The sequence below is a fragment of the Agromyces sp. S2-1-8 genome, assembly GCF_021129215.1.
Classification (GTDB): Bacteria; Actinomycetota; Actinomycetes; order Actinomycetales; family Microbacteriaceae; genus Agromyces; species Agromyces chromiiresistens.
The window spans coordinates 859,158-885,832 of the sequence record NZ_JAJOLP010000001.1; the positions used below are offsets into that span (position 1 = coordinate 859,158).

General features: G+C 70.9%; 25 protein-coding genes. 18 read left to right on the forward strand and 7 right to left on the reverse strand.

From position 1 onward, the window contains the following. Positions 1-18: 18 nt before the first annotated feature. The 4 genes from LR269_RS03960 to LR269_RS03975 all read right to left on the reverse strand — a co-directional run bounded on the left by LR269_RS03960 (position 19) and on the right by LR269_RS03975 (position 3,143). Positions 19-777, reverse strand: coding sequence for a sulfite exporter TauE/SafE family protein (locus tag LR269_RS03960; protein ID WP_231429436.1), 759 nt, complete (start codon positions 775-777; stop codon positions 19-21). A 95-nt stretch (positions 778-872) separates the two neighbouring features. Continuing rightward, positions 873-1,406 (reverse strand): hypothetical protein, encoded by a 534-nt coding sequence (locus LR269_RS03965; RefSeq protein WP_231429438.1) that lies wholly within the window; start codon positions 1,404-1,406, stop codon positions 873-875. Positions 1,407-1,486: 80 nt separating this feature from the next. Beyond that, on the reverse strand, positions 1,487-1,918 hold the full coding sequence (locus LR269_RS03970) for a pyridoxamine 5'-phosphate oxidase family protein (protein ID WP_231429440.1): 432 nt from the start codon (positions 1,916-1,918) through the stop codon (positions 1,487-1,489). 52 nt (positions 1,919-1,970) lie between these two features. Continuing rightward, complete coding sequence (locus LR269_RS03975; RefSeq protein WP_231429441.1) at positions 1,971-3,143, reverse strand: GTP pyrophosphokinase family protein; 1,173 nt, start codon at positions 3,141-3,143, stop codon at positions 1,971-1,973. A 274-nt stretch (positions 3,144-3,417) separates the two neighbouring features. Between LR269_RS03975 and dnaK the strand changes: the two genes are divergently transcribed. The 4 genes from dnaK to LR269_RS03995 all read left to right on the forward strand — a co-directional run bounded on the left by dnaK (position 3,418) and on the right by LR269_RS03995 (position 7,441). After that, a complete protein-coding gene (gene dnaK / locus LR269_RS03980; RefSeq protein WP_231429442.1) occupies positions 3,418-5,289 on the forward strand; it encodes a molecular chaperone DnaK in 1,872 nt (623 codons plus the stop codon). 2 nt (positions 5,290-5,291) lie between these two features. Further along, on the forward strand, positions 5,292-5,912 hold the full coding sequence (locus LR269_RS03985) for a nucleotide exchange factor GrpE (RefSeq protein ID WP_231429444.1): 621 nt from the start codon (positions 5,292-5,294) through the stop codon (positions 5,910-5,912). Between the two features lie 124 nt (positions 5,913-6,036). Continuing rightward, positions 6,037-7,026: a DnaJ C-terminal domain-containing protein gene (locus tag LR269_RS03990; RefSeq protein ID WP_231429447.1), complete on the forward strand. Its 990-nt coding sequence runs from the start codon at positions 6,037-6,039 to the stop codon at positions 7,024-7,026. A gap of 1 nt (position 7,027) precedes the next feature. Continuing rightward, on the forward strand, positions 7,028-7,441 hold the full coding sequence (locus LR269_RS03995; protein ID WP_231429449.1) for a heat shock protein transcriptional repressor HspR: 414 nt from the start codon (positions 7,028-7,030) through the stop codon (positions 7,439-7,441). 64 nt (positions 7,442-7,505) lie between these two features. Here the strand turns inward: LR269_RS03995 and LR269_RS04000 are convergent, their stop codons facing one another. Next, complete coding sequence (locus tag LR269_RS04000; protein ID WP_231429452.1) at positions 7,506-8,594, reverse strand: ScyD/ScyE family protein; 1,089 nt, start codon at positions 8,592-8,594, stop codon at positions 7,506-7,508. A gap of 139 nt (positions 8,595-8,733) precedes the next feature. Beyond that, complete coding sequence (locus LR269_RS04005; RefSeq protein WP_231429454.1) at positions 8,734-9,417, reverse strand: hypothetical protein; 684 nt, start codon at positions 9,415-9,417, stop codon at positions 8,734-8,736. Between the two features lie 110 nt (positions 9,418-9,527). On the opposite strand from LR269_RS04005, the gene LR269_RS04010 reads away from it, so the two are divergent. The 7 genes from LR269_RS04010 (at position 9,528) to LR269_RS04040 (ending at position 18,028) form a co-directional block, all read left to right on the forward strand. After that, positions 9,528-10,661: a class I SAM-dependent methyltransferase gene (locus LR269_RS04010; protein WP_231429456.1), complete on the forward strand. Its 1,134-nt coding sequence runs from the start codon at positions 9,528-9,530 to the stop codon at positions 10,659-10,661. Further along, positions 10,658-11,590: a DUF817 domain-containing protein gene (locus tag LR269_RS04015; protein ID WP_231429457.1), complete on the forward strand. Its 933-nt coding sequence runs from the start codon at positions 10,658-10,660 to the stop codon at positions 11,588-11,590. The genes LR269_RS04010 and LR269_RS04015 overlap by 4 nt, the downstream gene beginning before the upstream one ends. A gap of 147 nt (positions 11,591-11,737) precedes the next feature. After that, positions 11,738-14,446 (forward strand): beta-eliminating lyase-related protein, encoded by a 2,709-nt coding sequence (locus LR269_RS04020; protein WP_231429460.1) that lies wholly within the window; start codon positions 11,738-11,740, stop codon positions 14,444-14,446. Continuing rightward, on the forward strand, positions 14,443-15,906 hold the full coding sequence (locus LR269_RS04025) for an amino acid permease (protein WP_231429461.1): 1,464 nt from the start codon (positions 14,443-14,445) through the stop codon (positions 15,904-15,906). The genes LR269_RS04020 and LR269_RS04025 overlap by 4 nt, the downstream gene beginning before the upstream one ends. A 71-nt stretch (positions 15,907-15,977) precedes the next feature. Beyond that, on the forward strand, positions 15,978-16,259 hold the full coding sequence (gene clpS, locus LR269_RS04030; protein ID WP_374201158.1) for an ATP-dependent Clp protease adapter ClpS: 282 nt from the start codon (positions 15,978-15,980) through the stop codon (positions 16,257-16,259). Continuing rightward, on the forward strand, positions 16,256-16,789 hold the full coding sequence (locus LR269_RS04035; RefSeq protein ID WP_231429463.1) for a DUF2017 family protein: 534 nt from the start codon (positions 16,256-16,258) through the stop codon (positions 16,787-16,789). The genes clpS and LR269_RS04035 overlap by 4 nt, the downstream gene beginning before the upstream one ends. 102 nt (positions 16,790-16,891) lie before the next feature. Next, positions 16,892-18,028: a DUF998 domain-containing protein gene (locus LR269_RS04040; protein ID WP_231429465.1), complete on the forward strand. Its 1,137-nt coding sequence runs from the start codon at positions 16,892-16,894 to the stop codon at positions 18,026-18,028. An 83-nt stretch (positions 18,029-18,111) separates the two neighbouring features. Here LR269_RS04040 and LR269_RS04045 read toward each other — a convergent pair whose 3' ends face one another. Continuing rightward, positions 18,112-18,504: an SHOCT domain-containing protein gene (locus LR269_RS04045; RefSeq protein WP_231429468.1), complete on the reverse strand. Its 393-nt coding sequence runs from the start codon at positions 18,502-18,504 to the stop codon at positions 18,112-18,114. A 253-nt stretch (positions 18,505-18,757) separates the two neighbouring features. Here LR269_RS04045 and LR269_RS04050 point away from each other — a divergent pair, with 253 nt between their 5' ends. The 7 genes from LR269_RS04050 to LR269_RS04080 all read left to right on the forward strand — a co-directional run bounded on the left by LR269_RS04050 (position 18,758) and on the right by LR269_RS04080 (position 26,656). Beyond that, positions 18,758-19,561 carry a mechanosensitive ion channel family protein gene (locus LR269_RS04050; protein WP_231429470.1) on the forward strand — a complete coding sequence of 268 codons (804 nt, stop codon included), beginning with the start codon at positions 18,758-18,760 and terminating at the stop codon, positions 19,559-19,561. A gap of 86 nt (positions 19,562-19,647) precedes the next feature. Next, positions 19,648-20,922, forward strand: a complete 1,275-nt coding sequence (locus tag LR269_RS04055; RefSeq protein ID WP_231429472.1) for an ion channel protein — start codon at positions 19,648-19,650, stop codon at positions 20,920-20,922. After that, positions 20,919-22,589: a SulP family inorganic anion transporter gene (locus LR269_RS04060; RefSeq protein WP_231429474.1), complete on the forward strand. Its 1,671-nt coding sequence runs from the start codon at positions 20,919-20,921 to the stop codon at positions 22,587-22,589. The genes LR269_RS04055 and LR269_RS04060 overlap by 4 nt, the downstream gene beginning before the upstream one ends. Before the next feature lie 2 nt (positions 22,590-22,591). Continuing rightward, positions 22,592-23,533 carry a DUF1214 domain-containing protein gene (locus tag LR269_RS04065; RefSeq protein ID WP_231429476.1) on the forward strand — a complete coding sequence of 314 codons (942 nt, stop codon included), beginning with the start codon at positions 22,592-22,594 and terminating at the stop codon, positions 23,531-23,533. Positions 23,534-23,562: 29 nt separating this feature from the next. Beyond that, positions 23,563-24,234 carry a GAP family protein gene (locus tag LR269_RS04070; protein WP_231429478.1) on the forward strand — a complete coding sequence of 224 codons (672 nt, stop codon included), beginning with the start codon at positions 23,563-23,565 and terminating at the stop codon, positions 24,232-24,234. Next, positions 24,235-25,419 carry an AI-2E family transporter gene (locus LR269_RS04075; protein ID WP_231429479.1) on the forward strand — a complete coding sequence of 395 codons (1,185 nt, stop codon included), beginning with the start codon at positions 24,235-24,237 and terminating at the stop codon, positions 25,417-25,419. After that, positions 25,397-26,656, forward strand: a complete 1,260-nt coding sequence (locus LR269_RS04080) for an AI-2E family transporter (protein WP_231429481.1) — start codon at positions 25,397-25,399, stop codon at positions 26,654-26,656. Before LR269_RS04075 ends, LR269_RS04080 begins: the two co-directional genes overlap by 23 nt. Positions 26,657-26,675: the final 19 nt, after the last annotated feature.

Sequence of the window (26,675 nt, forward strand, 5' to 3'; positions counted from 1 at the left end):
GAAGCAGGGTGCACGGCATCAGCGCACCAGGAACCACACCAGCGCGGCGACGCCGATCACGACGATCACGACGCGATACGCCGTCTGCGGGATGTGCCGCCCGTAGCGGCCGCCCAGCCACCCGCCGACGAACGCGCCGATCGCGATCGCGATCGCCGCCGGCCACGCCACCTCGGTGACGAGCACGAACACGATCGCCGCCGCGAGGTTCGCGGTCGAGGCCATCGCGTTCTTGTACGCGTTCGCGCGCACGAGCGAGCCCGCCATCGTGATCGAGAGCAGCGCGATGAGCAGCACGCCCTGCGCGGCGCCGAAGTACCCGCCGTACACCGCGGTGAGCCCGGCGACGGCCATGGTCGCCGCGGGGTGGTCGCGGTGCTCGGCCTGGCCGTGCAGCCGGGCGGTCCACCGGCGGATCACCGGCCCGAACACGACGAGCAGCAGGGCGACGACGATGAGCACCGGCACGATCATGTCGAACGCCTCGGTCGGCAGCTGCAGCAGCAGGAGCGCACCGGTCACGCCGCCCGCCGCGGAGAAGCAGAGGTAGAGCGTGAGCCGGCGCCACTCGCCGGCGAAGGCCGAGCGCCCGACGATCGTCGCCGTCAGCGAGGCCGGCAGCACGCCGACATTGTTCGTGACGTTCGCGAGCACGGGCGGGTAGCCGAAGGCGAGCAGCATCGGGAACGTCACGAGCGAGCCAGACCCGACGACCGAGTTGATCATGCCGGCGACGACGCCGCCGCCGGTGAGCACGAGGAATTCGACCGGGTTCATCGGGCGGTCACGGCGGTTCGGCGCATCCGTCGATTCAATCAGTTCGGATGCCTCGTGCCGCACACCGTGACGCCGCGCGAGCGCCTGCGTCGGGGCTACGCGCCGGTCGGCGCGACCCAGGCGGCGAAGGTGGGAGCGCTCAGGAAGGTGATCGCGCCGTCGGTCCGGACGACCACGGGGCTGATGCCCGAGCCCGGTTCGACGGGACCGGTGTAGGCGCCGGGCACCGGGTCGTTGGTCAGGGTGTACCCGGCCGTCGCGAGCGCTGCCTCCCACTCGGGCCAGGCCGCGTCATCGACGGCCAGTTGCGCGACATCGAGTGTGATGTCGGTGGCCTCCTTCCCCCAGCGGCAGCCGAGTGCGCCCGCGTCGAGCATCTCGCCGATGAACTCGGTGTGCGTGATCGTGTCGCGAGGGGTGAGTCCGTCGGCGTCGAGCTTCGCGTACGCCTCGTCGGTGAGCACGGTGTCGCATGTCGCGGCGGCGGCGGTCTCCGTCGGCTCCGTGCTCGGTGCGACGGTGGCGTCCGACGTGGGCTCCGTCGACGGCGCGCCCGTGCAGGCGCTCAGCCCGATCACGAGCAGCGGGAGGGCAGCGGTCAGGGCGAGGCGTTGCAGGGAACGGCGCATGAGCGCGAGTCTAGGGCTGCGTGGAGCCGCGGAGCATCAGGGTGCTCCCCGACGCGCACGCCGGCGCTCGGCGCCAGTGATCAGTCGGCCGAGAGCTCGAACGAGCGCCCGTGCACCTCCGTCGGGATGATGCGCACCCAACGGTCCTTCGTCTCGGGCGCCCAGGGCCGGACGCCGAGTTCTTCGGCCGCCGCGATCTCGCTCTCGCGGTCGAACTCCTCTGCGGTGCCCTTCACGACGACGCTGAACGCCTCGGTCGCCGAGTACCCGTCGACCTGGAACGCCACGCCGTGGTGGATGGTGAGCTCGAGCAGCTTCGTGCCTGCCGCGGTGCGGAACACGATCACGGGTCGATCGCCGCGCGCGTCGAGCCGGTGGTTGACCGGGAAGATGTCGACCTCGCCCGCGGCCGCCAGTGCGATGCGCCCGTACGGGGCGGCCTCGATGCGTTCCCAGCACTCCTCGGGCGGCATCGATCGCGTCGGCGTGCGGCCCTCTGCTGTCTCGTCCATGCTTCGATTCTGGTCGCTTCGGCGGGCGGCCGGAAGAGGGCGCAGGCTCTGCTCAGCCGAGGTCGATCGGCCGGAACCCCGCGCCGTCGAGCGTGCCGACGGGTGCCGCGATCGCACCGTAGCGGCTGCGCACGCCGAGGGCCGAGGCATCGGGGTTCGCGTAGAGGTACGCGGCGACCACCCGGTACTCGGCGAGCCGGCCGTCGGGGACGCGACTCTCGCGGATCGGCTCGCCTCCGAGGAGCGCCGCAGCCAGTGCGGTCCAGTACGTGCCGATCCCGCGGAACGCGCGGGCAGGGCGCTGGGGCTCGGCATCGGCCAGGAGGAGGTCGTTGCTCGTGCTCGCGCAGGCGATCGCGAGCCGGCGACCGAGCTCCGAGTACTCGGCGAACCCGTCGACGAGCGCCTCGTACCTGAGCCAGCCGGCTGCGCGGACGACGCTGCGCAGCTCCCGGCCCGCGCCGGTCACGACGCCGAACGGCACGTCGAGGGCGGCGGTCACGACCTGGTCGAGGGAGCGGGAGTCGCCGTCGTACTGGATGAATCGGCCGATGTAGCCGCGCTCGCCGCCGCCGTCTCCGCGCGCGGCGGGGCCGGCCGTGCGCTCCTCCTCCACCTGACGGCGGATGCGGTCGAGGTTCTCGTCGGCCTGCTCGAGGAGCGCCGCCGACAGGGCGAAGAGGCGGTCGACCTCGCGCGGGAGCTGGCGAGCGGACTTGTAGCGGAAGTCGTGCTCGAGCTCCGACCACGTGTCGGACAGGGCGGTGCGCAGCTGCACCTCGACGAGCGGGGCGTCGACCTCGGCGTCACCGCCGCCCCGCCGGCCGGATGAGCCGGCGATCTGGCCGACGAACTGCACCGATCGATATCCGAAGGCATCGATCGGGAGGAGCTCGGACTTGTCGACCCAGGAGTCGTCGTCGACGATGAGCGCCTCACGGACGACCTGCTCCATGGCGGGGAGGTCGCCTTCGAAGTGCGCGATCACGCGGACGCCGAGGATGTCGCGCACCTCGCGGTCGGGGGCGCGGCGCACCTTCCGCTCGAACGACTCGCGCGACTTCACCCGCGCGGTGACCTGGAAGTAGCGGAAGCCGGCCGCGTCGAGGCGGCGGGCGAAGTCGGCCTCGATGCGACTGCGCAGGCGACGGTACCGTCGCAGCTCGCGGTCGTACCGGGCGAGTTCTGCGGCGACGAGCTGTTCGTCGTCCTCGCGCGCATCCATGATCGGCAGGCTACTGCCTCGGGCGGAATGCCGCGCGGGCGGAATACTGAGCGCCCGCCGTGAGTTGAGTCAAGTACACTCAAGTTTCGCCCCGCCGACTTGACACGTTCACGTGGCACTGAAAGGCTTGAGTCGTCAAGGCTCAAGTCTTGACGCATCTGACTTCGGTTGCGGGCCAGGAAGGCCGAACCGGTATCCGGCGAAGGGGTCTCGACACGCGTCGCGCTGCGCGGCACTACTCGACCACCGAACGCCGGGAGAAGGAGAAACACACATGTCACGTGCAGTTGGAATCGACCTGGGCACCACGAACTCCGTGGTGAGCGTCCTCGAGGGCGGCGAGCCGGTCGTCATCGCGAACGCGGAGGGCTTCCGCACCACCCCGTCGGTGGTCGCATTCACCAAGGACGGCGAGGTGCTCGTCGGCGAGACCGCGAAGCGCCAGGCCGTCACCAACGTCGACCGCACCATCGCGTCGGTCAAGCGCCACATGGGCACCGACTGGAAGACCGACGAGATCGACGGCAAGAAGTACACGCCGCAGGAGATCTCGGCCCGCATCCTCCAGAAGCTCAAGCGCGACGCCGAGCAGTACCTCGGCGACACCGTCACCGACGCGGTCATCACCGTGCCGGCGTACTTCAACGACGCCGAGCGCCAGGCCACGAAGGAGGCCGGTGAGATCGCGGGCCTCAACGTGCTCCGCATCATCAACGAGCCCACCGCCGCGGCGCTCGCGTACGGTCTCGACAAGGGCAAGGAGGACGAGCTCATCCTCGTCTTCGACCTCGGTGGCGGCACGTTCGACGTCTCGCTCCTCGAGGTGGGCAAGGACGACGACTTCTCGACCATCCAGGTCCGCGCGACCTCCGGCGACAACCGCCTCGGCGGCGACGACTGGGACCAGCGCATCGTCGACTGGCTCATCAAGAAGTTCAAGGACTCGACGGGCGTCGACGTCGCGAACGACAAGATCGCCCTGCAGCGCCTCAAGGAGGCCGCCGAGCAGGCCAAGAAGGAGCTCTCGTCGAGCATGTCGACGAACATCCAGCTCCCGTACCTCTCGCTCACCGAGAACGGCCCGGCGAACCTCGACGAGAAGCTCACGCGCGCCGAGTTCGAGAACATGACGAGCGACCTGCTCGACCGCACGAAGAAGCCCTTCGAGGACGTCATCCGCGAGGCCGGCATCAAGCTCAGCGACGTCGCCCACGTGGTGCTCGTCGGCGGCTCGACCCGCATGCCCGCCGTGTCCGACCTCGTCAAGAAGGAGACCGGCCAGGAGCCCAACAAGGGCGTCAACCCCGATGAGGTCGTCGCCGTCGGCGCCGCCCTCCAGGCGGGCGTCCTCAAGGGCGAGCGCAAGGACGTGCTGCTCATCGACGTCACCCCCCTCAGCCTCGGCATCGAGACCAAGGGCGGCATCATGACCAAGCTCATCGAGCGCAACACGGCCATCCCGACGAAGCGCAGCGAGACCTTCACGACCGCCGACGACAACCAGCCGTCGGTCGCGATCCAGGTCTTCCAGGGCGAGCGAGACTTCACGCGCGACAACAAGGCGCTCGGCACGTTCGAGCTGACCGGCATCGCTCCCGCGCCGCGCGGCATCCCGCAGATCGAGGTCACCTTCGACATCGACGCCAACGGCATCGTGCACGTGTCCGCGAAGGACAAGGGCACCGGCAAGGAGCAGTCGATGACCATCTCGGGCGGCTCGAGCCTCCCGAAGGACGACATCGACCGCATGGTGCGCGAGGCCGAAGAGCACGCCGCGGAGGACAAGGCGCGTCGCGAGTCGGCCGAGACCCGCAACTCCGCCGAGCAGCTCGCCTACTCGGTCGAGAAGCTCATCAAGGACAACGACGACAAGCTCCCCGCCGACGTCAAGTCCGAGGTGCAGGGCGACGTCGACGCGCTGAAGTCGGCGCTCGCGGGCGACGACGACGCCGCGGTGAAGACCGCGTTCGAGAAGCTCTCGCAGTCGCAGACCAAGCTGGGCGAGGCCATCTACGCCCAGTCGCAGGCGGCGGATGCCTCCGCCTCCGGCGAGGACGCCTCGGCCACGGGCCAGGCGGGCGATGCCGCGTCCGATGAAGACGTGGTCGACGCCGAGGTCGTGGACGACGACGAGGAGAAGAAGTAGTCATGACCGACGAGCAGAACCAGAACCACGAGGAGCCGGTGATCCGCGACAAGCGGCGCATCGACCCCGAAACCGGTGAGGTTCGGCAGCCGGCCGCCGACGGGGCGCCCGAGGAGGGCGCCCCCGAGGCATCCGACCTCATCGAGGACGAGACCGAGCTCACCGTCGACGACATCCTGAACGCGGCGAACGCCGAGGTGCAGGAGCCGAGCGACGAGCACCTCGCCGACCTCAAGCGGGTGACCGCCGAGTACGCGAACTACCGCAAGCGCACCGAGGCGAACCGCGAGATCGAGCGCGAGCGCGCAGTCGGTGCGGCCGTCGCCGTGCTGCTGCCGGTGCTCGACGACCTCGACCGCGCCGAGAAGCACGGCGACCTCGAGGCGGACTCGCCCTTCGCGACGATCGCCGCGAAGCTGCGCGGCGCCGTCGAGAAGCTCGGGCTCGCCGCGTTCGGCGAGGTCGGCGAGCCGTTCGACCCGCAGCGCCACGAGGCGATCTTCCAGCAGCCCAGTGACGAGGTCGAGGTCGACACGGTCGCCGATGTCGTCGAGACCGGGTACACGCTGGGCGGCGTGCAGCTGCGCGCCGCGAAGGTCGTCGTCAAGACGCCGGCGGCCTAGCCCCGCCGCACCCACTCCCCGGTGGTCGAGTAGCGAAGCGTCTCGAGACCCGCGCATCAGGTCTCGACACGCGCTACTCGACCACCGGACCCATTTCAGACAGACTCAGAGAGAGGAGGTGCCGATGGCCAGTCAGGACTGGTTCGACAAGGACTTCTACCAGGTGCTCGGCGTCTCCAAGGACGCGAGCGACGCGGAGATCAAGAAGGTCTACCGCAAGCTCGCGCGCAAGTACCACCCCGACCAGAACCCGGGCGACGCTGCGGCCGAGGCGAAGTTCAAGGAGATCAGCGAGGCGAACGCGGTGCTCTCCGACCCCGAGCAGCGCAAGGAGTACGACGCGATCCGGGCGATGGGCACGGGCGCGCGGTTCACCGCGCCGGGCGCCGGCGGCCAGGGCGGCTTCGACGACGTCTTCGGCGGCATGTTCGGCCAGGGCGGCGGGCAGCGCTACACGTTCCAGCAGGGCGGCGGCGCCGAGTACGACGACCTGCTCAGCGGGCTGTTCGGGGGCGGCCGGTTCGGCCAGTCGACCGGCGGATACCGCGGGTTCGGCGGCCCGACCAAGGGCCGGGACGTCTCGGCGACGACGACGCTCGACTTCATCACCGCCACCAAGGGCGACCAGGTCACCCTGCAGACGGCCGACGGCAAGCCGATCACGGTGCGCATCCCGGCGGGCGTCTCGGACGGCCAGAAGATCCGGCTGCGCGGCAAGGGCCATCCCTCGCCCGACGGCGGCGAGACGGGCGACCTCATCCTCACCGTCAACGTGCGCAAGCACCCCGTCTTCGAGCGCGACGGGCTCAACCTGCGGGTCACCGTGCCGGTGACCTTCACCGAGGCCGCGCTCGGCGCGACCATCCAGGTGCCGACCCTCGGCGGCGACCCCGTGAAGCTCAAGGTCGCGCCCGGCACGCCGAGCGGCCGCGTGCTGCGCGTGAAGGGGCGCGGCGTCGAGACCAAGAAGGGCACGGGCGACCTGCTCGCGGTCGTGCAGATCGCGGTGCCGTCGCACCTCTCGAAGGACGCGCAGGCGGCCGTCGAGGCACTCGCCGCGGCGCTGCCCGACGAGAACCCGCGCGACGAACTGCTCGCGAAGGCCCGGGGCTGACATGAACGAGACGAGCCCGCTCTTCGTCATCTCGGTCGCAGCCGAGCTCGCGGGCATGCACCCGCAGACGCTGCGGCAGTACGACCGGCTGGGCCTCGTCTCGCCGACGCGCACGGCGGGCAAGTCGCGCCGCTACTCGATGCGCGATGTCACCCAGCTGCGCGAGATCGCGCAGCTGTCGAGCGAGGGCGTGAGCCTCGAAGGCATCCGCAGGGTGCTCGGGCTCGAAGACGAGGTGCAGTCGCTGCGGGCCCGCGTGCGCGAGCTCGAGGCGGCACTGGCCGACGAGATGCTCAACCGCCCGGGCCGGCGCATCTTCGCGGCCGGCTCGGCCGGAGAGGTGATCACCCTCAAGGCCGGCACGCGCGCGCGCCGTGAGAACGCCGTCGTCGTCTGGCGCCCGCTCGAACGCTGAACGTCAGCGCGTCGTCCGGCATTCGGGCGAATGCCGGACGACGCGGGCTCGTGCCGATGAGGCCTCAGCGGCCCCGGACGGGGTACGAGACGATCTGCCCGTCGCCGAAGACGCCGGCCGAGACGACCACCTTGCCGCTCTGCCACTCGACGCCGGCCGGGCTGTCGACCTCGGCGAACGTCGAGACCGATCCGTCGCGCGTGATCGCCGACACCTTGCCGCCGAACATCTGGCTGACGTAGACCGTGCCGTTCGGCGCCACCGCGAGTCCGGTCGCTCCGGCGAAGCCGGTGGCGACCAGCGCGGAGTCCCCGCTCACCGGGTCGACGCGGTAGACCGAGCCGTAGGGGAATCCGAGCCCGGGCGCACCGGGAAGGGTCGACACGTAGAGCATCCCGTCGGTGCCCATCTCGACGTCGGTCGGCACGGGCTCGGCGTCGTAGGTCAGGCCGACGACGCACTCGTCGAGCACGATCGGCTGCCCCTCGACCTCGCCGACCACGCGCATCTCTTCGGTGACCACGAGCGGCTGCGGGGGCAGCACGGCGACCGTCGAGACCTCGTCGCCGACGACCTTCAGCACCGCGTTCATGCCCGAGTCGGCGACGTAGGTCACGCCGGGCAGCGCCAGCGTGCCGTACGCGTGGGTGTCGACCAGCCCCTGGTAGCGCGGGTTCACGAACGGCGGCAGCGTCGCGGCGCACTCGTCGGAGATCTCCTCGAATCCGTACCAGCTGTCGCCGTCGGGGTTGTTGGCCTGCTCCCACGCGAGCAGGTCGATCGACGTGTCGCCGGCGGGGCCGCTCGACTTCAGCCACGACCCCTCGATCGTCTGCTCGTCTCCGGCGCGTTCGCTCCAGGTGACGGTCGGGCCGAGCACCGAGACGCCGGTCGAGTCGGGGCCCTGCGAGAGGGTCTCGCTGCTTCCGCCGGCGATGCGGGTGACCTCGCCGAGGAACGACTGGCCCACGGTGATGACGCCGTCGGCCGACAGGTCGAACGTCAGCGGGCCGACGAGGTGCTCGGCCAGCACCGTGGGCGGGCCCGAGCTCGGCGCCTTCGGCGCGGCGGTCGCCGGCGCGGCGACGGCGGTCGTCGCGCCGATCGCGACGACGGCGGCGGCGGCAGCGGTGAGTGGGATTGAACGGCGCATCGGGTACTCCGACCTTGATCGAACTGCGCATCCGCCCTTTGCGCACGCTCCGGCACGCACGGAAAGCCTCGGGTGGGCGGATCCGCGTCCGAACGTACTCCGGTCGGGCGGGCCCCTCCACCCCCCGTTCGAGTGCGGGTCAGCGACCCCAGGCCGAGGCGGGCGCCTCGACGACCTCATACGGGCGGGAGCTCCAGTGGGTGCCGTAGCCGTAGTGGCTCGACGCCCACGGCGAGGCCCAGATCGCCTGCGCCGTCGCGTCGGCCGAGTCTCCGCGCTCGAGCGCGGCCTCGACCTCGGGGTACCGCCCCGAGCCGATGTTCGCGGCCGCGTAGTACGCCGCGTCGACGAGCGTCGCGTAGCTGCCGAGTCCGGAGCCGCCGCCCGAGCCCATGCCGTTGTTGAGCGGGTTGTTGCGGTTCCACCAGTTGTCGGCGCCGTTCTCCTGGCGCATCCACCGCATCATGAACGTCACGTTCTCGTCGGTGAGCGGCCAGCCGCCGTCGACGATCACGAGCTTCGCCCAGTCGAGGTTGGTGCCGCCCGCGATGAGCGTCTCGGGACCCGTCGACGCGACGTACGACTCGGTCGAGACGGCGGTGGCGGATGCCTCGCCGTCGACCCGCACCGACTGGGCGGCCGCGCGGAAGGAGTCGGCGGCGTCGCTCGCGGCGGCGGCCGCCTCGATCGTCGCGGGGTTCACCTGCGGGGCGAGCGACACGGTCGCGAGCAGGCCGAACACGGCGGCCGTTCCGAGTACGCCGGCGAAGCGGCGGACGAATCGCCCGCCGCGAGTCGCGCCCCCGTGCCGTTCTCGCCGCATGCGGACCCGAGGGTAGCAAACCGAGCCGGGTACCGCACCCAGCTTCCACCTCGCCGGCGGGCGGGCGAGCTCACGAGCGCCTCGGGACGTTCGCCGCGTAGCCTTGGCTCATGCCTCTCGACTTCGGCGCGCTCCGCCGACATCCCGATGTCGAGGGGCCGGGGCTCGAAGCCGTCGACGCGGCCGATCGGCTCATCCTCGACGAGGCGGCCGGTCGTCTCGCGAAGAGCGAGCCCGACGCGGTCGCCGTCATCGACGACGCGTACGGAGCGCTCGCCCTCGGCGCGGCCGATGCGATCGGCGCCGACGCCGCGCATCCCGTCCGCGCGCACCAGGACCTCATCACGGGCGAACGCGCGCTCGCCGAGAACGCCGGACGACTCGGGCTCGCCGGCGCGGTCGACTCGCTGCCCCTCGCGCCCGGGCTCGTCGCCGGCGCGCGCCTCGTGCTCGCACGGCTGCCCCGCCCGCTCGACCGGCTCGACGAGGTCGCCGCGCTCGTGGCCGGCCACGCGGCATCCGGGGTCGTGTTCGTGGCGGGCGGCCGCATCAAGCACATGTCGCTCGCGATGAACGACGTGCTGCTCCGGCACTTCGAGCGCGTCGACGTCTCGCACGCGCGGCAGAAGTCGCGCGTGCTCGTCGCGTCGGGTGCCCGCACGGGGGCCGAACCCGGATGGCCCCGGCACGAGCGGCACGGCGATCTCGGCCTCGAGGTCGTCGCGCACGGCGGCGTGTTCGCGGGTGCCGGCGTCGACATCGGCACGCGGTTCCTGCTCGGCGAGCTGGGTGCGGCGATGCCGGATGCCCCGACCGCGGTCGATCTCGCCTGCGGCACCGGTGTCGTGGCCGCGTGGCTCGCGCGCGAGCGCCCGGGTGTGCGAGTCGTCGCCACCGACCGGTCGGCCGCGGCCGCGGCATCCGCCCGTGCGACCGCCGAGGCGAACGGCGTCGGCGACCGCGTCGAGGTGACGCAGGCCGACGGGCTCGAGCGGCTCGCCGAGGCGAGCGAGCGGCTCGTGGTGCTGAACCCGCCCTTCCACAGCGACGCTGCGCTCTCGACCGGCATCGCCGCCCACCTCTTCGCCGACGCGGCGCGGGTGCTCGCGCCCGGCGGCGAGCTCTGGTGCGTCTGGAACTCGCACCTCCGCTACCGTCCGATGCTCGAGCGCACGGTGGGGCCGACCCGGCAGATCGCGCGCAACCCGAGGTTCACGGTCACGGCCTCGAGGCGCGACGGGTGACGGCCGGGTCACGGCCCGGCGGCGACCCGGGTTCGGCGCACGAGCAGCAGCTCACCACGGTCGAGCGTGCCATCGACCGCGCGGCGCATCGGCTCCTCGCGGGGGCTCCCGAGCGAGGCATCCGCGCATGGCTCGTCGAATTCCTCGTCTTCGGCGCGAAGCAGGCCTGGGCGTGCGTCTTCGGGGCGGCGCTGCTCGCGGCCATCGTCGCGGCCCGCCTCTGGTACCCCGACGACGCGGTGCTCGCGCGCAACGACGCGCTCACGATCGCGGCGGTGCTGATCCAGGTGGTCATGGTCGCGACCCGCCTCGAGACGGGACGCGAGCTGTGGGTCATCGTGCTCTTCCACCTCACCGGAACCGTGATGGAGATCTTCAAGACCGACGTCGGCTCGTGGATGTACGCGGGCGACGGGGTGCTGCGCATCGCGGGAGTGCCGCTCTTCTCCGGGTTCATGTATGCGGCGGTGGGGTCGTACATGGTGCGCGTGTACCGGCTCTTCGACCTCGGCTTCACGCGCTATCCGCGGCGATGGATCACGGCGATCCTCGCGGCGCTGATCTACCTCAACTTCTTCGGGCACCACTACATCGCCGACTTCCGCTGGGTGCTGCTCGCCGCCGTGGTCGTGCTGTGGTGGCCGACGGTCATGCACTTCCGCGTGTGGCGGCGCACGCCGCGGATGCCGCTGCTCGTCGCCTTCGCGCTCGTGGCGCTCTTCATCTGGTTCGCGGAGAACATCGGCACCGCGAGCGGGGCCTGGCTCTACCCCGACCAGGCAGACGGCTGGCAGCTCGTGTCGGCCTCGAAGCTCGTCTCGTGGTTCCTGCTCATGATCATCTCCGTGGTGCTCGTGACCTGGGTGTACCCGCCGCGTCCGCCCGTTCCGTCCGCGGCCCCGGTCGCGGCGGCTGGCCGGTCGGCCTGATCCGACCGATCTCCGTCTGAGATCCCGGACGATCTGTCTGCATCTCCAGACACGAGCCGTCGTGCGACGGTCGTGCGGCGGCGTCGCATGGGGTGTCGTTGAAGGGCGGCGCGAACGTGCGGCATGCGGAGGACGAGGGAGTTCGGAGTGGCAGCGGCGGAATCCGGAGTGGCGGCGCCCGCCGGGATCCCGTCGAGCGCCTGGCGGCTCCGCAGCGACGTGTGGGAATACCTCGGCCATGTCGTCAGGCAGTCCGTCGCGGGGCCGGCGGACGCGGTCGGTCCCCTCGCGGAACCCGGTGAACTCGACGTGGCCGGCGAGTTCGCGCGGCTGCTGCCGGTGCTCGAGGCCCTCGAGGGGTACTGGGCGATCCCCGGGGTCGATGCCGTCCGCACGCTGCGAGAGCTGATCGAGCGAGGCGACCTGGCCGCCGCCGCGGCGCACCTCGACGACGTGGCTCCGCGATCGTGGTTCCCGCGGCCGGCCGGCGAGGAGCCCGAGTCGGGCGCAGCCGAGACCGTCGCCGCGCCGCACGTGTTCCAGGTGCTCGTCGTCGGCAACGACGGCGACGAGGCCGAGGCCGCGATGCGGGCGTCGCTCGGCTCGCAGCGCCGTCCGTCAGATCGCCTCGCCTATGAACTCGTCTTCGTGCAGAACGTCGAGGATGCGCTCGCCGCCGTGCTCGTGAACCCCGAGCTCCAGGCCTGCGTCATCCGGCCGGGGTTCGGGTGGCGCACCGACCGGCCGCTGAGCCGCGACCTGCGCGCGTTCATCGACGGCCACCTCGGCGGCGCGCGGCCGGCGAGCCCGATCGACCGCATCACCATGCTGGCCGAGCAGCTCTCGGCGCTGCGGCCCGAGCTCGACCTCTACCTCGTCGCGGGGGTGTCGATCGAGCGACTGGCGCACGAGCTCACGAGCCGGTTCCGGCGCATCTTCCGCACGCAGGACGCGATGGAGCTGCACCTGACCCTGCTCGCCGGGGTCGCCGAGCGGTACGAGGCGCCGTTCTTCCACGCCCTGCAGGAGTACAGCCGCCGCCCGACCGGTGCGTTCCACGCGTTGCCCGTCTCGCGCGGCGCCTCGGTGCTCGACTCGCGCTGGGTCGGCGACTTCGCCGACTTCTACGGCATGAACCTCTTCCTCGCCGAGACCTCGGCCACATCGGGCGGGCTCGACTCGCTGCTCGATCCGAGCGGATCGCTGCGGCGGGCGCAGGCCGCGGCGGCGCGGGCGTTCGGATCGCGCAAGACCGTGTTCGTCACGAACGGCACGTCGACCGCGAACAAGATCGTGCACCAGTCGATCGTGAAGCCCGGCGATGTCGTGCTCGTCGACCGCAACTGCCACAAGTCGCATCACTACGCGCTCATGCTCGCGGGGGCGCGGGTCGCCTACCTCGACGCGTACCCGCTCGACGAGTTCTCGTTCTACGGCGCGGTGCCGCTCGAGACGATCAAGTCGACGCTGCTCGCCTACCGCAGGGCGGGCCGGCTCGACGAGGTCAAGATGGTCGCGCTCACGAACTGCACGTTCGACGGCATCGTCTACGACCCCGCCCGGGTGATGGAGGAGTGCCTCGCGATCAAGCCCGACCTCGTCTTCCTCTGGGACGAGGCGTGGTTCGCGTTCGCGGCGTTCCACCCGGTGTACCGACGCCGCACGGCGATGGCCGCGGCGCGAGAGCTCGGCCGCGCGTTCGCCGACCCCGACCGCCGGGCGGCGTACGACGCGCAGCAGCGCGAGCTGGCCGCCGAGCCGGACGCCGAGCGCGCGATGCTCGAGCGCCGGCTGCTCGCCGACCCGTCGCGGGCCCGGCTGCGCGTCTACGCCACGCAGTCGACGCACAAGACGCTCACCGCGCTGCGGCAGGGGTCGATGATCCACATCCACGACGAGGACTTCGCGGCATCGAACGCCGAGGACTTCCACGAGGCGTACATGACGCACACCTCGACGTCGCCGAACTACCAGATCCTCGCGTCGCTCGACGTCGGCCGCCGGCAGGTCGAGCTCGAGGGCTACGCCCTCGTGCAGCGCCAGGCCGACCTCGCCGTGCACATCGGTCACGCCGTCGCCCGCCACCCGCTGCTGCGCAAGCGCTTCCGCATCCTGAGCACCCTCGACCTCGTACCGCAGCGGCACCGCGAGACCGACCGGCCGATGCCCCTGCGCGACGGGCTCGCCGACATGGCCGAGGCCTGGCGGCGCGACGAGTTCGTCGTCGACCCGAGCCGGCTGACGCTCCACATCGGGCTCACGGGCATCGACGGCGACACGTTCAAGCACGAGCACCTCATGGACCGGTACGGCATCCAGGTCAACAAGACCTCGCGCAACACCGTGCTCCTGATGACGAACATCGGCACGTCGCGCAGCGCCGTCGCGTACCTCGTCGAGGTGCTCGTGAAGATCGCGACCGAGCTCGAGCACGAGTCCCGCCCGTCCGGCGGTCGCGGGGGCGTCGCCCGATCCGAACGGCGCGGCCCCGCGACGCCGCCGCTGCCCGACTTCAGCCGGTTCGCCGATCGCTTCCGCGCCGCCGGCGACCTTCCCGACGGCGACCTGCGCGCCGCGTACTTCATGAGCTACTCGGATGACGCGTGCGAGTACCTCTCGCCGGCCGAGGTGCGCCGCCGGATCGCCGACGGCGCCGAGGCGATCTCGGCGGGCTTCGTCACCCCGTACCCGCCCGGCTTCCCCGTGCTCGTGCCGGGGCAGGTCATCACCGAGCAGACGCTCGCGTTCATGGACGCCCTCGACACCCGCGAGATCCACGGGTTCGACCGCCGGCTCGGCTACCGCGTCCTCATCGAGCCGACCATTCCCGCACACCAGTTCGAAGGAGAATCGTGAGCACCACGGAGACCCAGGGCAGCCTGCGGCGCGGATTGAGCGCGCGCCACATCCGCTTCATCGCGCTCGGCTCGGCGATCGGCACCGGCCTCTTCTACGGCTCGTCCGCGGCGATCCAGGCGGCCGGCCCGGCCGTGCTGCTCGCCTACACGATCGGCGGCGCGGTGATCTTCATCGTCATGCGCGCACTCGGCGAGATGGCGGTGCGCCACCCGGTGGCCGGCTCGTTCGGACAGTACGCCTCCCGCTACGTCGGCCCCTTCGCGGGATTCCTCACCGGGTGGACCTACACGTTCGAGATGTTCGTCGTCGCGCTCGCCGACGTCACCGCGTTCGGCGTCTACATGGGCTTCTGGTTCCCCGACGTCGAGCGCTGGGTGTGGATCCTCGCGATCGTCTTCGTCATCGCGGCGGTCAACCTCGCGAGCGTGAAGGTGTTCGGCGAGCTCGAGTTCTGGTTCTCGCTCATCAAGATCACGGCCATCGTCGCGATGATCGCGGGCGGCATCGCCATCATCGTCTTCGGGCTCGCGAACCAGTCGGAGCACGCGGCGGGGGTGCAGAACCTCTTCGTCGACGGCTTCGCACCGCACGGGGTGTGGGGCATCCTGGCGTCGCTCACGATCGTCATGTTCGCCTTCGGCGGCACCGAGGTGATCGGCATCACGGCGGGCGAGGCGCAGGACCCGAAGAAGGTGCTCCCGAAGGCCATCAACTCGGTGCCCGTGCGCATCCTGCTGTTCTACGTGCTCACGCTCACGGTCATCATGATGCTGCAGCCGTGGACCACGATCGACGGCAGCGCGAGCCCGTTCGTCTCGATCTTCGACGGCCTGGGCCTCACCGGCGCGGCCCACGTGCTCAACGCGGTCGTCGTCACGGCGGCGCTCTCGGCCATCAACGCCGACATCTTCGGGGCCGGGCGCATGCTGCACGGTCTCGCCGAGCAGGGTCACGCGCCGAAGGCGTTCCAGCGCACCACCCGCAACGGCGTGCCGTTCATGACGGTGCTGGCGATGGTCGGCGCGCTCCTCGTCGGCGTCGTGCTGAACATCTGGTTCCACGACCAGATCTTCTTCCTCATCGCCGCGCTCGCGACCTTCGCGACCGTCGTCGTCTGGCTCATGATCCTCGTGTCGCACCTCCGCATGAAGCGCGAGATCGCGCGCGAGCGCTGGCTCCCCTCGGAGTTCCCGATGCCGTTCTACCCCGTCGCCGCATGGGTCGCGCTCGGCGTCATCGGCCTCGTGATCGTGCTCATCGGCGTCATGCCCGAGTCGCGGCCGGCGCTCGTCGTGGGCGTCGTGTGGCTCGCCGTGCTCGCCGTCTGCTATCTCGTCCTCGTGCGCGGCGCCGGTCGCCGGCGCGTCGAGCTCGTCGACGAGACGGCTGCGGTCCCGGTCGTGGGCGACGGTCCGCCCGCGGTCGAGTACGAGGACGCTGCGCGCCCCGGCGAGTAGCGCGCCGCGCGCCGGGCGACACCCCGCTACTCGACCGACGGAAATCGTGTCAGGCTGGAGGGGTGACCGACATCCTCGAAGCACACGACCTCGACCAGGCCGCGCAGGGCGCCGCCGCGGTGCCGTGGCGCGTCATCGTGTGGGACGATCCGGTCAACCTCATGAGCTACGTGAGCTACGTCTTCCGCAGCTACTTCGGCTACCCGCGCGACGAGGCCGAGCGGCTCATGCTGCGCGTGCACACCGAAGGCCGCGCGGTGGTCGCCTCCGGCAACCGCGAGGCGATGGAGCACCACGTTCACGCGATGCACGGCTACGGGCTGCAGGCCACGGTCGCGAGGGGCGACACGTGATCGTCGCGGGCCTCGGCGGGGGAGAGGGCGTCCGGCTCGTGCTCGAGTCGGAGGAGGCGATGCTGCTCTCCGAGCTCGCCGACCAAGTCGACTCGGTGCTGCTGCTCGGCGAGCCGAGCGACCCGGCGCTCGGCCGCCTGCTGCCGAGCGCCTACCCCGACGACGCCGAGGCCTCGGCCGAGTTCAGCCGCTACACGCGCGAGAGCCTCGTCGACGGCAAGCGCCAGGCCGCGCAGCGGGTGCGCGACGCCACCGCGGTCCAGGGCGACGGCATCGTGCAGATCGAGCTCGACCAGTCCGAGGCGTGGGGCTGGCTGACGTTCCTCACCGACCTCCGCCTCATCCTCGCCGAACGCGTCGGCGCGGCCGGCGACGACGCCGACGACGAGCCCGGCGACCTCGCCGCGGTCGACGACGAGAGCGGGGCCGCGGCGTCCGAGACCCGCGACGACTACCTGCGCGCGGCGTACGAATGGGCCGGCTTCGTGCAGGGCTCGATGCTCGAGGTGCTCGACCCGACCGACCGCTGACCGACCCGAGCGCGCCGCCCCGCCATCACGGTCGGCGCGCCGGTCTGCGGCAGGATGGGCAGCGACGCGCCCGCCGGGCGCCGATCGAGCGAGGGAGTCGCAGTGAGGGAAGCATCGTCGTGGCGCCGGGTGTTCGCCCGCCCGACCGAGTCGGCGGAGTCGGTCGAGAGCTTCGCGCTCGTCATCGGCACGATCGCGTTCGTCGTCGGAATCGTCGTCGCGACGCCGCTCTTCTGGGGCCGTGACCTCGCGATCTCGGGCGACGGCTCGCTCGGCGAGTTCGCGGCGCTCGCCGGCGCCCTCGTCGCCGGCGCGTCGTTCGTCGTCTCCCGGGTGCTCGTGCGCCGCGACCTCGCGCGCGGGACCGACCCGTTCGAAGTGCCGGGCGCCCGCCTGCACTGGTTCGACATCGTCGCGCTCGGCGTCGCGAACGCGGTCATCGCCCTGCTCGTCTGGCTCGGCCTCGCGAACATCCTCGAGCGCAGCTTCATCGGCGCCGTCGTCTTCACGCTGCCCGCGATCGCCCTCGCGGGCGTCGCCCTCGCCCTCAGCGCCTACGTCGGCTTCCTGAGCGGCGCGAACCTCACGCCGAGCCTCCTGTCGCTCGTGCTCGCCGTGTTCCTCGTGGTCGGCGTCATCGCCTCGATGCTGAGTGCGAGCGACCCGCTGTGGTGGCAGAAGAACCTCTCGGCGCTCGGCATGACCGACGACGTCTCGGCGTTCGCCTTCAACCTCACGCTCGTCATCGCCGGCGTCATCGTCACGACGATCGCCCGCTACGGCACGACCTCGCTGCCGGTCGAGACCGCGGTCGACCAGCGCCGGCGCCGCACCGTGCGGGTGCTGCTCGTCGTGATCGGCATCTTCCTCGCCTGCGTCGGCATCTTCCACGTCGACGACTTCTTCATCGTGCACAACTCGGTCGCGACCGGAATGGCCGTCGCCTTCGCGGTCCTCGTCTTCGCGCTCGCCCGGCTCGTTCCGCCGATGCCGAAGGCGTTCGTCGTGCTCGGGTACGTGTACGTCGCGGTGATCGTCGTGCTCGGCGTGTTCTTCGCGATCGGCTACTACAACCTCACCGCGGTCGAGCTCGTCGCGGCCGTGCTCATCTTCAGCTGGATCATCGTGTTCCTCCGCAACGTCGGTGCGATCCGTCAGCGCGACGCCGGGCGCGCGGCGGGCGCCGGTGATGACGACGCGGATGTCGCGGCCGGCGCGTCCGCGACGGCAGGGGCCTGACCGGACGGACCGGACACGGGACGCGAACGGGCCGGATGCCACGAGGCATCCGGCCCGTTCGACGGAACGTCGGGCGCTGTCGCTTACGCGAGCGCCTTCGCCTTGAGGGCGTCGTACTCGGCCTGGGTGATGGTGCCGGCGTCGAGCAGCGCCTTGGCCTTGGCGATCTCGTCGGACGCGCTCGCCGAGGTGCCGGCGGTCTGGCGGATGTAGGCGTCGGCGGCCTGCTGGGCTGCCTCGGCGTCGCGCGCCGAGCGCTCGGCCATGCCCTTGCCGCGGGCGATCAGGTAGATCAGCGCGGTGAGGAACGGGACGAAGATCAGGAAGATGATCCAGAACGCCTTCGCCCAGCCGTTCAGCTTCGAGTCGCGGAACAGGTCACCGATGATCGCGAAGAGCGCGAACAGGTAGGCGATGAACGCGAACGCCCAGAAGAACCACCAGATCAGGTCCCAGAAGTTGTTCCAGAAATTCATGTGCTGCGTGCCTTTCGATTACGAGGTGAGGCATCGCCGGATGCGACGCCGGGAAGCCCCGTCTCAGTAACGGCATCGCCTGTGCAGGCGGTGCCTCCCCCTGACCGAAGACCATCCTGTCGATGACAATAGCGCGACCGTGCCCGGAATCGTGCGGATTTCCGCGTCGCGACGCGCTCGGGCGCAAGAATCCTGACGGACGGTGAGTGACTTCGGCGTGCTCGCCGGGTAGCGTCGCCGGGGGAGGATGAGCATGGCGGAGTGGTGGTCGACGCTCGACATCAACGGCTGGAGCATCGCCGGCATCGTGGTGACCCTGCTGGCCACCTGGATCCTGGCCCGGCTCTCCCGCAGGGGGGCGCGGGCGGCGATGGCGCGTGTGCCGAGCCTCGACGACGGGGTGCGACTGCTCGCCGAGCGCGTCGTCGGGTACACGGTGTGGCTCATCGGCATCGGCATCGCGCTGAGCTTCCTCGGCGGCTCGGTCCAGCCCATCCTCGCGATCGCCCTCGTCGTCGCGGTCGTGCTGGTCTTCGTGCTGCGGGGCATCGCCGACAACTTCGCGGCGAGCGTGGTGCTGCAGACGAGGCATCCGGTCGGGGTGGGAGACGAGCTCGAGGTGGGCGACGTCGTCGGCGTCGTCACCGAGCTGAACGGCCGGTCGGTGATCGTGCGCAGCTACGACGGCCGCACCGTGCACCTCCCGAACTCGCAGCTGCTCACCGAGGCGTTCTCGAACAACTCGGCCCACGGGGCCCGGCGCAGCGAGATCGAGGTGCGCGCCGCCGCGAGCGGGACGCCGCGCGAGCTCATCGTCGAGGCGGTGAGCGGCACGCACGGGGTGCATCGCCGCGAGACGATCCAGTTGCGCCCGATCACCATCGGGCCCGACCGCGAGGTGTACCGCGTGCGCTTCTGGCATCATCCGGCCAACGGCGTCGCGGTGACGGCTGCCGTCGTCGACTCCGTCGCAACCGCGCTCGCCGAACGGGGGATCGGCGCCGTCGTGACGAGCGAACCGCCGCCCCCGCCGCTCGTCGCGCCGACGGAGTTCTGACACGGCTGAACCGGCCGAGTCCGCGGGGCACGCGTACGGCATGATTGCTGGCGAGGGCCCGCGCGGTCCACGAGGAGGGGGAGCGAGTGTCGGCGACACCACAGGCACCGAGGGTGCGCGACCTCGCGATCCTGGCGATCCCGACGATCGTGGTCGGCATCGGCTCGGCGGTCATGCTGTGGCTGCTCGACCTCGCGGCCGAGTCGCTGCACGGCGTGATCTGGGAGAGCGTGCCCGACGCGATCGGCATCGGCCCCGACGCCCCGATCTGGATCTTCACGGTGCTCACGCTCACCGGAGCCGCGGTCGGGGCCGCCGTCTGGCTGCTGCCGGGGCACGGCGGGCCCGACTCTGCGCTGGGCGAGCTCGATGCGCCGCCGCCGAAGCTCATGGCCCTGCCCTCGCTCGCGCTCGTCGTCGTGCTCGGCCTCGCCGGCGGGGTCAGCCTCGGCCCCGAGAACCCGATCATCGGCATCAACACGGCGCTCACGATCGCCCTGCTCGCGAAGGTCGCCGCCAAGATCCCGACCCGACTCGCCGCGACACTCGCGATGGCCGCCACGATCGGCGCGCTGTTCGGCACGCCGGTCGCGGCCGCGCTCGTGCTCACCGGAGCGGTCGCCGCCGTCAGGGGCGGCGGCTCGCTGTGGGACAAGCTCTTCCTGCCGCTCGCCGCGGCCGGCGCGGGCGCCATCACGATGCACGTGCTCGGCGGCTCGTCGCTCGCATTCGCGCTCGAGCCGATGGACGGCGTCGAGGCGATCGACCTCCTGAGCGGCACCGTCATCGCCGTGGTCGCTGCGGTGGTCGGCCTGATCGGCGTCTACCTGCTGCCGATCCTGCACCGCTTCTTCCACTCGATGCGGAACCCCCTCATCTACACGACGCTCGGCGGCGCGCTGCTCGGCGTGCTCGGCATCATCGGCGGACCGGTCACGCTCTTCAAGGGCCTCGACGAGACCGGTGAACTGCTCACGAATCCCGACGACTTCTCGATCGGCCAGCTCGCCCTGTTCGCCGCCGTCAAGCTCGTGGCCCTCGTGATCGCCGCCGCCGCCGGATTCCGCGGCGGCCGCGTCTTCCCCATCGTGTTCATCGGCACGGCGCTCGGCCTGCTCGCGTACCACCTCGTGCCCGACATCCCGATCTCGCTCTCGGTCGCCTGCGCGGTGCTCGGCATCACGCTCGTCGCCACTCGCGACGGCTGGATCGGCATCTTCCTCGGGGCCGCGATCGTCGGCGACACGACGGTGCTGCCGCTGCTCTGCGTGATCGTGCTGCCGGTGTGGCTCGTCGTGACGAAGGCGCCCGAGTTCATCGCCCACGAAGCCCCCGAGCCGTCGAAGGAGGTCGCCTCATGACCGTGGCCCGCCCGCTCGTCGGCCTCGACCGGCACAACGTCCTCCGCGAGATCGTCGCGGGCGTCACGCTCATCGCGATCGCGATCCCCCTCAACATCGGCTACGCGCAGATCGCGGGCCTGCCGCCGACCGCCGGTCTCTACGCGCTCGTCGTGCCGACCGTCGTCTATGCGCTCGTCGTGTCGAGTCGGCAGGTCGTCGCCTCGCCCGACGCGGCGGCCGCGGCGCTCGTCGCGAGTTCGATCGGAGGGCTCGCCATCGCAGGCGACGCCGAGAACTACGCGACCCTCGCGCTCGCGCAGGCGATCCTCTGCGGTGTCATGTTCATCGCGCTCGCCGTCTTCAAGCTCGGGTTCCTCGCGAACTTCCTCTCGAAGCCGATCCTCGTCGGCTTCGTCGGCGGCCTCGCCCTCGACATCCTCATCAGCCAGATCGCGAAGATGCTCGGCATCAAGATCCCGTCGGGCGGAGAGTTCATCGAGAAGACCACGGCGCTCATCGAGGGCCTGCCGACGATGAACCTCGTCGCCGTCGCGATCTCGGTCGGCTCGGTCGCGGTGCTGCTCCTCGGCAAGCGGTTCCTCCGGGCCGTGCCGTGGGCGCTCGTCGTGCTCATCGTGAGCACGATCCTCGTCTACGTGCTCGACCTCGACGACGCCGGCGTCGACGTGCTCGGCGCGGTGCCGGCCGGCCCGCCGACGCTCACCTGGCCGGTCATCGACTGGACGATGTGGTTCGCGCTCATCCCCTCGGCGATGGCGCTGACGCTCGTGACGACGGCCGAGGGCCTGCTCGTCTCCCGTTCGTACGGCGAGAAGCACGGGTACTCGACGAACCCCAACCGCGACCTCCTCGCCTTCGGCCTCGGGAACATCGCCGCAGGAGCCTCGGGCAGCTTCGCCGTCGGCTCGTCGACGTCCCGCACCGCGGCCATGGACCAGGCGGGCTCGCGCACGCAGCTGCCCTCGCTCGTGCTCGCGGTCGGCACCCTGTTGCTGCTCCTGTTCGGCACGGCGTTGCTCGCCGACATCCCCTCCCCGGCGATCGGTGCGATCGTCGGCGTCGCGATCCTGCCGCTGCTCGGCGTGCGCGAGTTCGTCGACCTGTGGAAGGTCGACCGGTTCGAGTTCGGCGTCGGGGCGGCGTGTTTCCTCACGACCCTCTTCGTCGGCGCGATCCCCGGCATCCTCGTCGCCTTCGTGCTCGCCCTCATCAATCTCGCCCAGCGTGCCGCGAACCCCGCGATCGACGTGCTCGAGGCGGGCGGCGAGCCCGGTGACTCGCTGCTCGACGAGGCGCCGAAGGGTCACGTCACGGCGCCGGGCGTCATCGTCGTGCGCCTCGCCGCGCCGCTCTTCTTCGCGAACGGGTCGGTGTTCAGCGACGCCGTCAAGAAGGCCGTCCGCCGCGCGACGGCGGCCGGCAACGGACCGGTGCGCCACGTCGTGATCGACATGGAGGCCGTGACCGACATCGACGTGACCGGCGCCGAGAGCTTCGAGGCGCTGCTCGCCTGGCTCGACGAGCACCACGTCGATCTGACGTTCAGCCGAATGCGCCCCGGCACCAGGGTGCGCCTGGCCGACTTCGGCCTGCTCGGCGACCGTGCCGTCTACCCGACCAACCGCGACGCGATCGCCGCGCTCGTCACGACCGACCAGGAGTGAACATGCCCATACCCGTCACCGTCGACAACTTCACGCGCGCCGAGACCGACACCATGATCCGCAACATGCTGCCGATCATCGGCGGGCTGGGCGTGTTCCATCACGACCGCGAGCTCTCGCCGCTCGACCAGCAGCCCGTGATCCGGCAGAACCGCGACACGCTCTACTCGGTCGCGATCGTCGACATCGCGGACGGTGCGACACTGACGATTCCCGAGACCGCCGGCCGCTACCTCTCGGTGATGGTGATCAACCAGGACCACTACATCAACCGGGTCTTCCACGAGGCCGGGCGCTACGAGCTCGCGCGCGCCGAGTTCGGCACCGACCTCGTCGTGATCGCCGCCCGGATCCTCTTCGACCCGGCGAGCGAGGCCGACCTCGCCGAGGTGCATCGCCTGCAGGACGGGCTGACGATCGAGGCGGCCGGGCAGCGCGTCTTCGACTCGCCCGACTACGACACGGCGTCGCACACCGAGGTGCGCGACGCCCTGCTGGTCCTCGGTCGGACGATCGGCGGGCTCTCACACTGCTTCGGCAAGGCCTCCGAGGTCGACCCCGTGCGCCATCTCGTCGGAACCGCCCTCGGCTGGGGCGGCCTGCCCGACGACGAGGCGCAGTACCTCAACATCGAGCCGGGCCTGCCCCGCGGCCGGTACACGATGACCTTCGGTGCCGACGTGCCCGCCGACGCATTCTGGTCGCTCAGCGTCTACAACGGCGCCGGCTACTTCGAGCCGGGGCCGAGCGGGCTCACCAACGTCAACTCCGTCTTCGCGGTGAAGAACGACGACGGCACGACCACGATCCACCTCGGCGACTGGGGCGACGAGACTCCGAACCGCATCCCGCTGCCCGAGGGCTGGAACCTCCTCGTGCGGCTCTACCGTCCCCGACTCGACGACCTCGCGAACTGGCGGGTTCCCGAGATCGTCGCCGTCTGATCGATCAACGAACGACAGGAGCAACCACCATGGGCAGCGTCATCGGAGACATCCTCCCCCTCGCCGTCGGAATCGCGATCAGCCCGATCCCGATCATCGCGGCGATCCTCATGCTCCTGTCGCCGAAGGCGAAGGGCACGAGCGTCGGCTTCCTCATCGGCTGGGTGCTCGGCATCGTCGTCGCGGTCGTCGCGTTCACGCTGCTCGCGTCGGTGATCCCCGAATCCGACGCGGACGACTCGAAGCCGATCTCCGGCGTCATCAAGCTGCTGCTCGGTGCGCTCCTGCTGCTGCTCGCCGTCAAGCAGTGGCGCTCGCGGCCGAAGCCGGGCGAGGAGCCCGCGATGCCGAAGTGGATGTCGGCCATCGACCAGATGACGTTCGGCAAGGGCCTCGGCCTCGGCTTCCTGCTCTCCGCGGTCAACCCGAAGAACCTCATCATGGGCGTCGGCGCGGGCGTCGCGATCGGTTCGGCCGGGCTCTCGGGTGGCGAGCAGGCGATCGCGATCGTCGTCTTCGTGCTCATCGCGGCGTGCTCGGTCGCGATCCCGGTGATCGGCTACCTGCTCGCGTCGAAGCAGATGGCGGGCCCCCTCGAGTCGCTGCGGAAGTGGCTGGTGCACAACAACGCGGCCGTCATGGCGGTGCTGCTGCTCGTGATCGGCGTCGTCATGATCGGCAAGGGAATCGGGAGCTTCTGAGTGACGGGGCACGGCGCGACCTCATCGACGGACGGCTCGGGGCGGGCGTTCGGGCGCGGCTCCCGCGTGCTCATCGCGCTCGCCGCGGCCGTCGTCCTCTTCGTCGGCGTCTGGTTCGCCCGCGACCTGCTCGCTCCCGCCGCGCTCGCCGCGGTCGTCGTGATCATCGCGTACCCGGTTCGGCGCCCGCTCGAACGTGCGGGGTGGCCGGTCTGGCTCGCCTCGACGGCCGTGATCGTCGTCGCGTACCTCATCCTCGCGGTGCTCGCGGTGCTGCTCGTCTACGCGGTCGGCCAGTTCGTCGCGATGCTGCCCGAGCTCGCGGACGACCTGCAGGCCACGGCCGGCGGCGTGGCCGACTGGCTGCAGGGCCTCGGCTTCTCCGCGCCGTCGGCGCAGACGGCACTCGGATGGCTCGACCCGGGCGCGATCGGCAAGGCCGCCCTCGGGGTCGCCGACCAGGTGCTCGGCTTCGCGACGGCGTTCTTCTTCGTGCTCGCATACGTGATCTTCATGGCCGTCGACGGTGCGCGCTTCCGTGCGGCGTCGGCTGCGGCATCCGCGTGGATGTTCGGCAACGCGACCGCCGATCGCATCGCGACCCGCTACTTCACGGGGGTTCGGCGCTACTACGTCGTGAACGCGACGTTCGGTGCGATCGTCGCCGTGCTCGACGGCCTGCTGCTGTGGGCCGTCGGCGTGCCGATCCCGGCCGTGTGGGCGATCCTCGCGTTCGTCACGAACTTCATCCCGAACATCGGGTTCGTCATCGGGCTCATCCCGCCCGCCATCCTCGCGCTCGTCGTCGGCGGCTGGCCGCTCATGCTCGCCGTCATCGCGATCTACTGCGTCATCAACGTCGTGCTGCAGGTGCTCGTGCAGCCGAAGTTCGTGAGCGACGCGGTCGGCCTGAGCCTCACGCTGACCTTCTTCTCGGTCGTGTTCTGGGCGTTCGTCATCGGGCCGATCGGCGCGATCCTGTCGGTGCCGCTGTCGCTGCTCGTGCGCGCCCTGCTGCTCGAGCCCGATCGCGGCGCCGTCGCGCTGCGCCGCCTCACCGGCGAGGGCGAGGACTCGCTGCGGACGTCGGGTTCACGCGACGTGCATGATGACCTGCGGGCGGCGGAGCCCGAGAGTAGTACCCGAGGCCAGGAGGAATCCGATGTGGTGGAACAAGAAGCATGAGTCAGCGGAGACCGATCCGGCGCACGCCGAGGGCGCGATGACCGCCGGGACACCGGTGCCGCACCGCAACGCGTTCATGCTGCTCGGGTTCGCGGGCCTCGTGATCACCCTGTTCGGCATCGCCGCGATCGGGTCGGTGTTCTCGGCGGTGTTCCTCGCGCTCGTGCTCGTGATCTGCGTGCACCCCGTGCGGCGCGGGCTCGAGCGGCGCGGCGTTCCGCGGGGCATCGCGACGCTCCTGGTGCTGCTCACCGTCGTCCTCCTGCTCGGCGGCTTCGTCTTCGCGCTCGTCATCTCGTTCGCGCAGTTCGCGACCCTGCTGCCCGAGTACGCCCCCGAGTTCGAGTCGTGGGCGACGGCGGCGTCGAAGTGGCTCTCGAGCCTCGGCGTCGGCCAGGAGCAGATCAACGCCCTCATGAGCTCGTTCGATCCGGGCAAGATCGTCGGCGCGCTGAGCGGGCTCGTCAGCAGCCTGCTCGGCGGGGCGCTGGGGTTCATCTCGTTCGCGGTGATCCTGCTGACGATGCTCATCCTCATCACGTTCGACTCGTCGTACGTGCCGACGGTCGTCGCTGGCATCGGCCGCAAGCGGCCCGAGCTCGCGACGGGGCTCGTGCGATTCGCCAGCGGCGTCCGCCGGTACATGGTCGCGACGACGGGGCTCGGCGTCGCGCAGGGCCTCGTGAACTGGCTCGCGCTCGCGATCATGGGCATCCCGGGCGCGGCCCTCTGGGGCATGCTCTCCTTCCTGTGCAGCTTCATCCCGAACATCGGCTACTTCATCGCGATCGTGCCGCCGCTCGTGTTCGGCGCACTCGTCGGCGGCTGGCCGACCGTCGTCGCGGTGATCGTCGTCTACGGCCTCATCAACGCGGTGATCCAGTCGATCATCCAGCCGAAGGTCGTCGGCAACGCGGTCTCGCTCAGCCAGTCGCTCACGTTCGTCTCGGTGCTCGTGTGGGCCGTCGTGCTCGGCCCGATGGGCGCGATCCTCGCCGTTCCGCTCACGCTCCTGGTCCGTATGCTGCTCGTCGACTCGAACCCGTCGGTCGGCTGGGTGCTGCCGGCGCTCGGCGAGGTCGACGACGTGAAGCGCGAGATGGACGAGATCGACGCGGAGGCGAAGGTCGCCCGCATGCAGCGTCGCGAGGAGAAGCGGCACGAGCACGCGGCCGCTCGATCCGAGGGCGATCCCTCGCCCGACGACGACGGCGGAAGCGCGGGCACGTCCCGCTGACGGGCCCCGAACGAACGGA

Bases quoted from the DNA above. Each gene is read 5' to 3' on its own strand.
- LR269_RS04010 (WP_231429456.1), top strand. From the start codon at position 9,528: ATGCCTCTCGACTTCGGCGCGCTCCGCCGACATCCCGATGTCGAGGGG.
- LR269_RS03960 (WP_231429436.1), bottom strand. From the start codon at position 777: ATGAACCCGGTCGAATTCCTCGTGCTCACCGGCGGCGGCGTCGTCGCC.
- LR269_RS04070 (WP_231429478.1), top strand. From the start codon at position 23,563: ATGGGCAGCGTCATCGGAGACATCCTCCCCCTCGCCGTCGGAATCGCG.
- LR269_RS04080 (WP_231429481.1), top strand. From the start codon at position 25,397: ATGTGGTGGAACAAGAAGCATGAGTCAGCGGAGACCGATCCGGCGCAC.
- LR269_RS04005 (WP_231429454.1), bottom strand. From the start codon at position 9,417: ATGCGGCGAGAACGGCACGGGGGCGCGACTCGCGGCGGGCGATTCGTC.
- LR269_RS03975 (WP_231429441.1), bottom strand. From the start codon at position 3,143: ATGGATGCGCGCGAGGACGACGAACAGCTCGTCGCCGCAGAACTCGCC.
- LR269_RS03970 (WP_231429440.1), bottom strand. From the start codon at position 1,918: ATGGACGAGACAGCAGAGGGCCGCACGCCGACGCGATCGATGCCGCCC.
- dnaK (WP_231429442.1), top strand. From the start codon at position 3,418: ATGTCACGTGCAGTTGGAATCGACCTGGGCACCACGAACTCCGTGGTG.
- LR269_RS04000 (WP_231429452.1), bottom strand. From the start codon at position 8,594: ATGCGCCGTTCAATCCCACTCACCGCTGCCGCCGCCGCCGTCGTCGCG.
- LR269_RS03985 (WP_231429444.1), top strand. From the start codon at position 5,292: ATGACCGACGAGCAGAACCAGAACCACGAGGAGCCGGTGATCCGCGAC.
- LR269_RS04060 (WP_231429474.1), top strand. From the start codon at position 20,919: ATGACCGTGGCCCGCCCGCTCGTCGGCCTCGACCGGCACAACGTCCTC.
- LR269_RS04050 (WP_231429470.1), top strand. From the start codon at position 18,758: ATGGCGGAGTGGTGGTCGACGCTCGACATCAACGGCTGGAGCATCGCC.
- LR269_RS03965 (WP_231429438.1), bottom strand. From the start codon at position 1,406: ATGCGCCGTTCCCTGCAACGCCTCGCCCTGACCGCTGCCCTCCCGCTG.
- LR269_RS04045 (WP_231429468.1), bottom strand. From the start codon at position 18,504: ATGAATTTCTGGAACAACTTCTGGGACCTGATCTGGTGGTTCTTCTGG.
- LR269_RS03995 (WP_231429449.1), top strand. From the start codon at position 7,028: ATGAACGAGACGAGCCCGCTCTTCGTCATCTCGGTCGCAGCCGAGCTC.
- LR269_RS04065 (WP_231429476.1), top strand. From the start codon at position 22,592: ATGCCCATACCCGTCACCGTCGACAACTTCACGCGCGCCGAGACCGAC.
- LR269_RS03990 (WP_231429447.1), top strand. From the start codon at position 6,037: ATGGCCAGTCAGGACTGGTTCGACAAGGACTTCTACCAGGTGCTCGGC.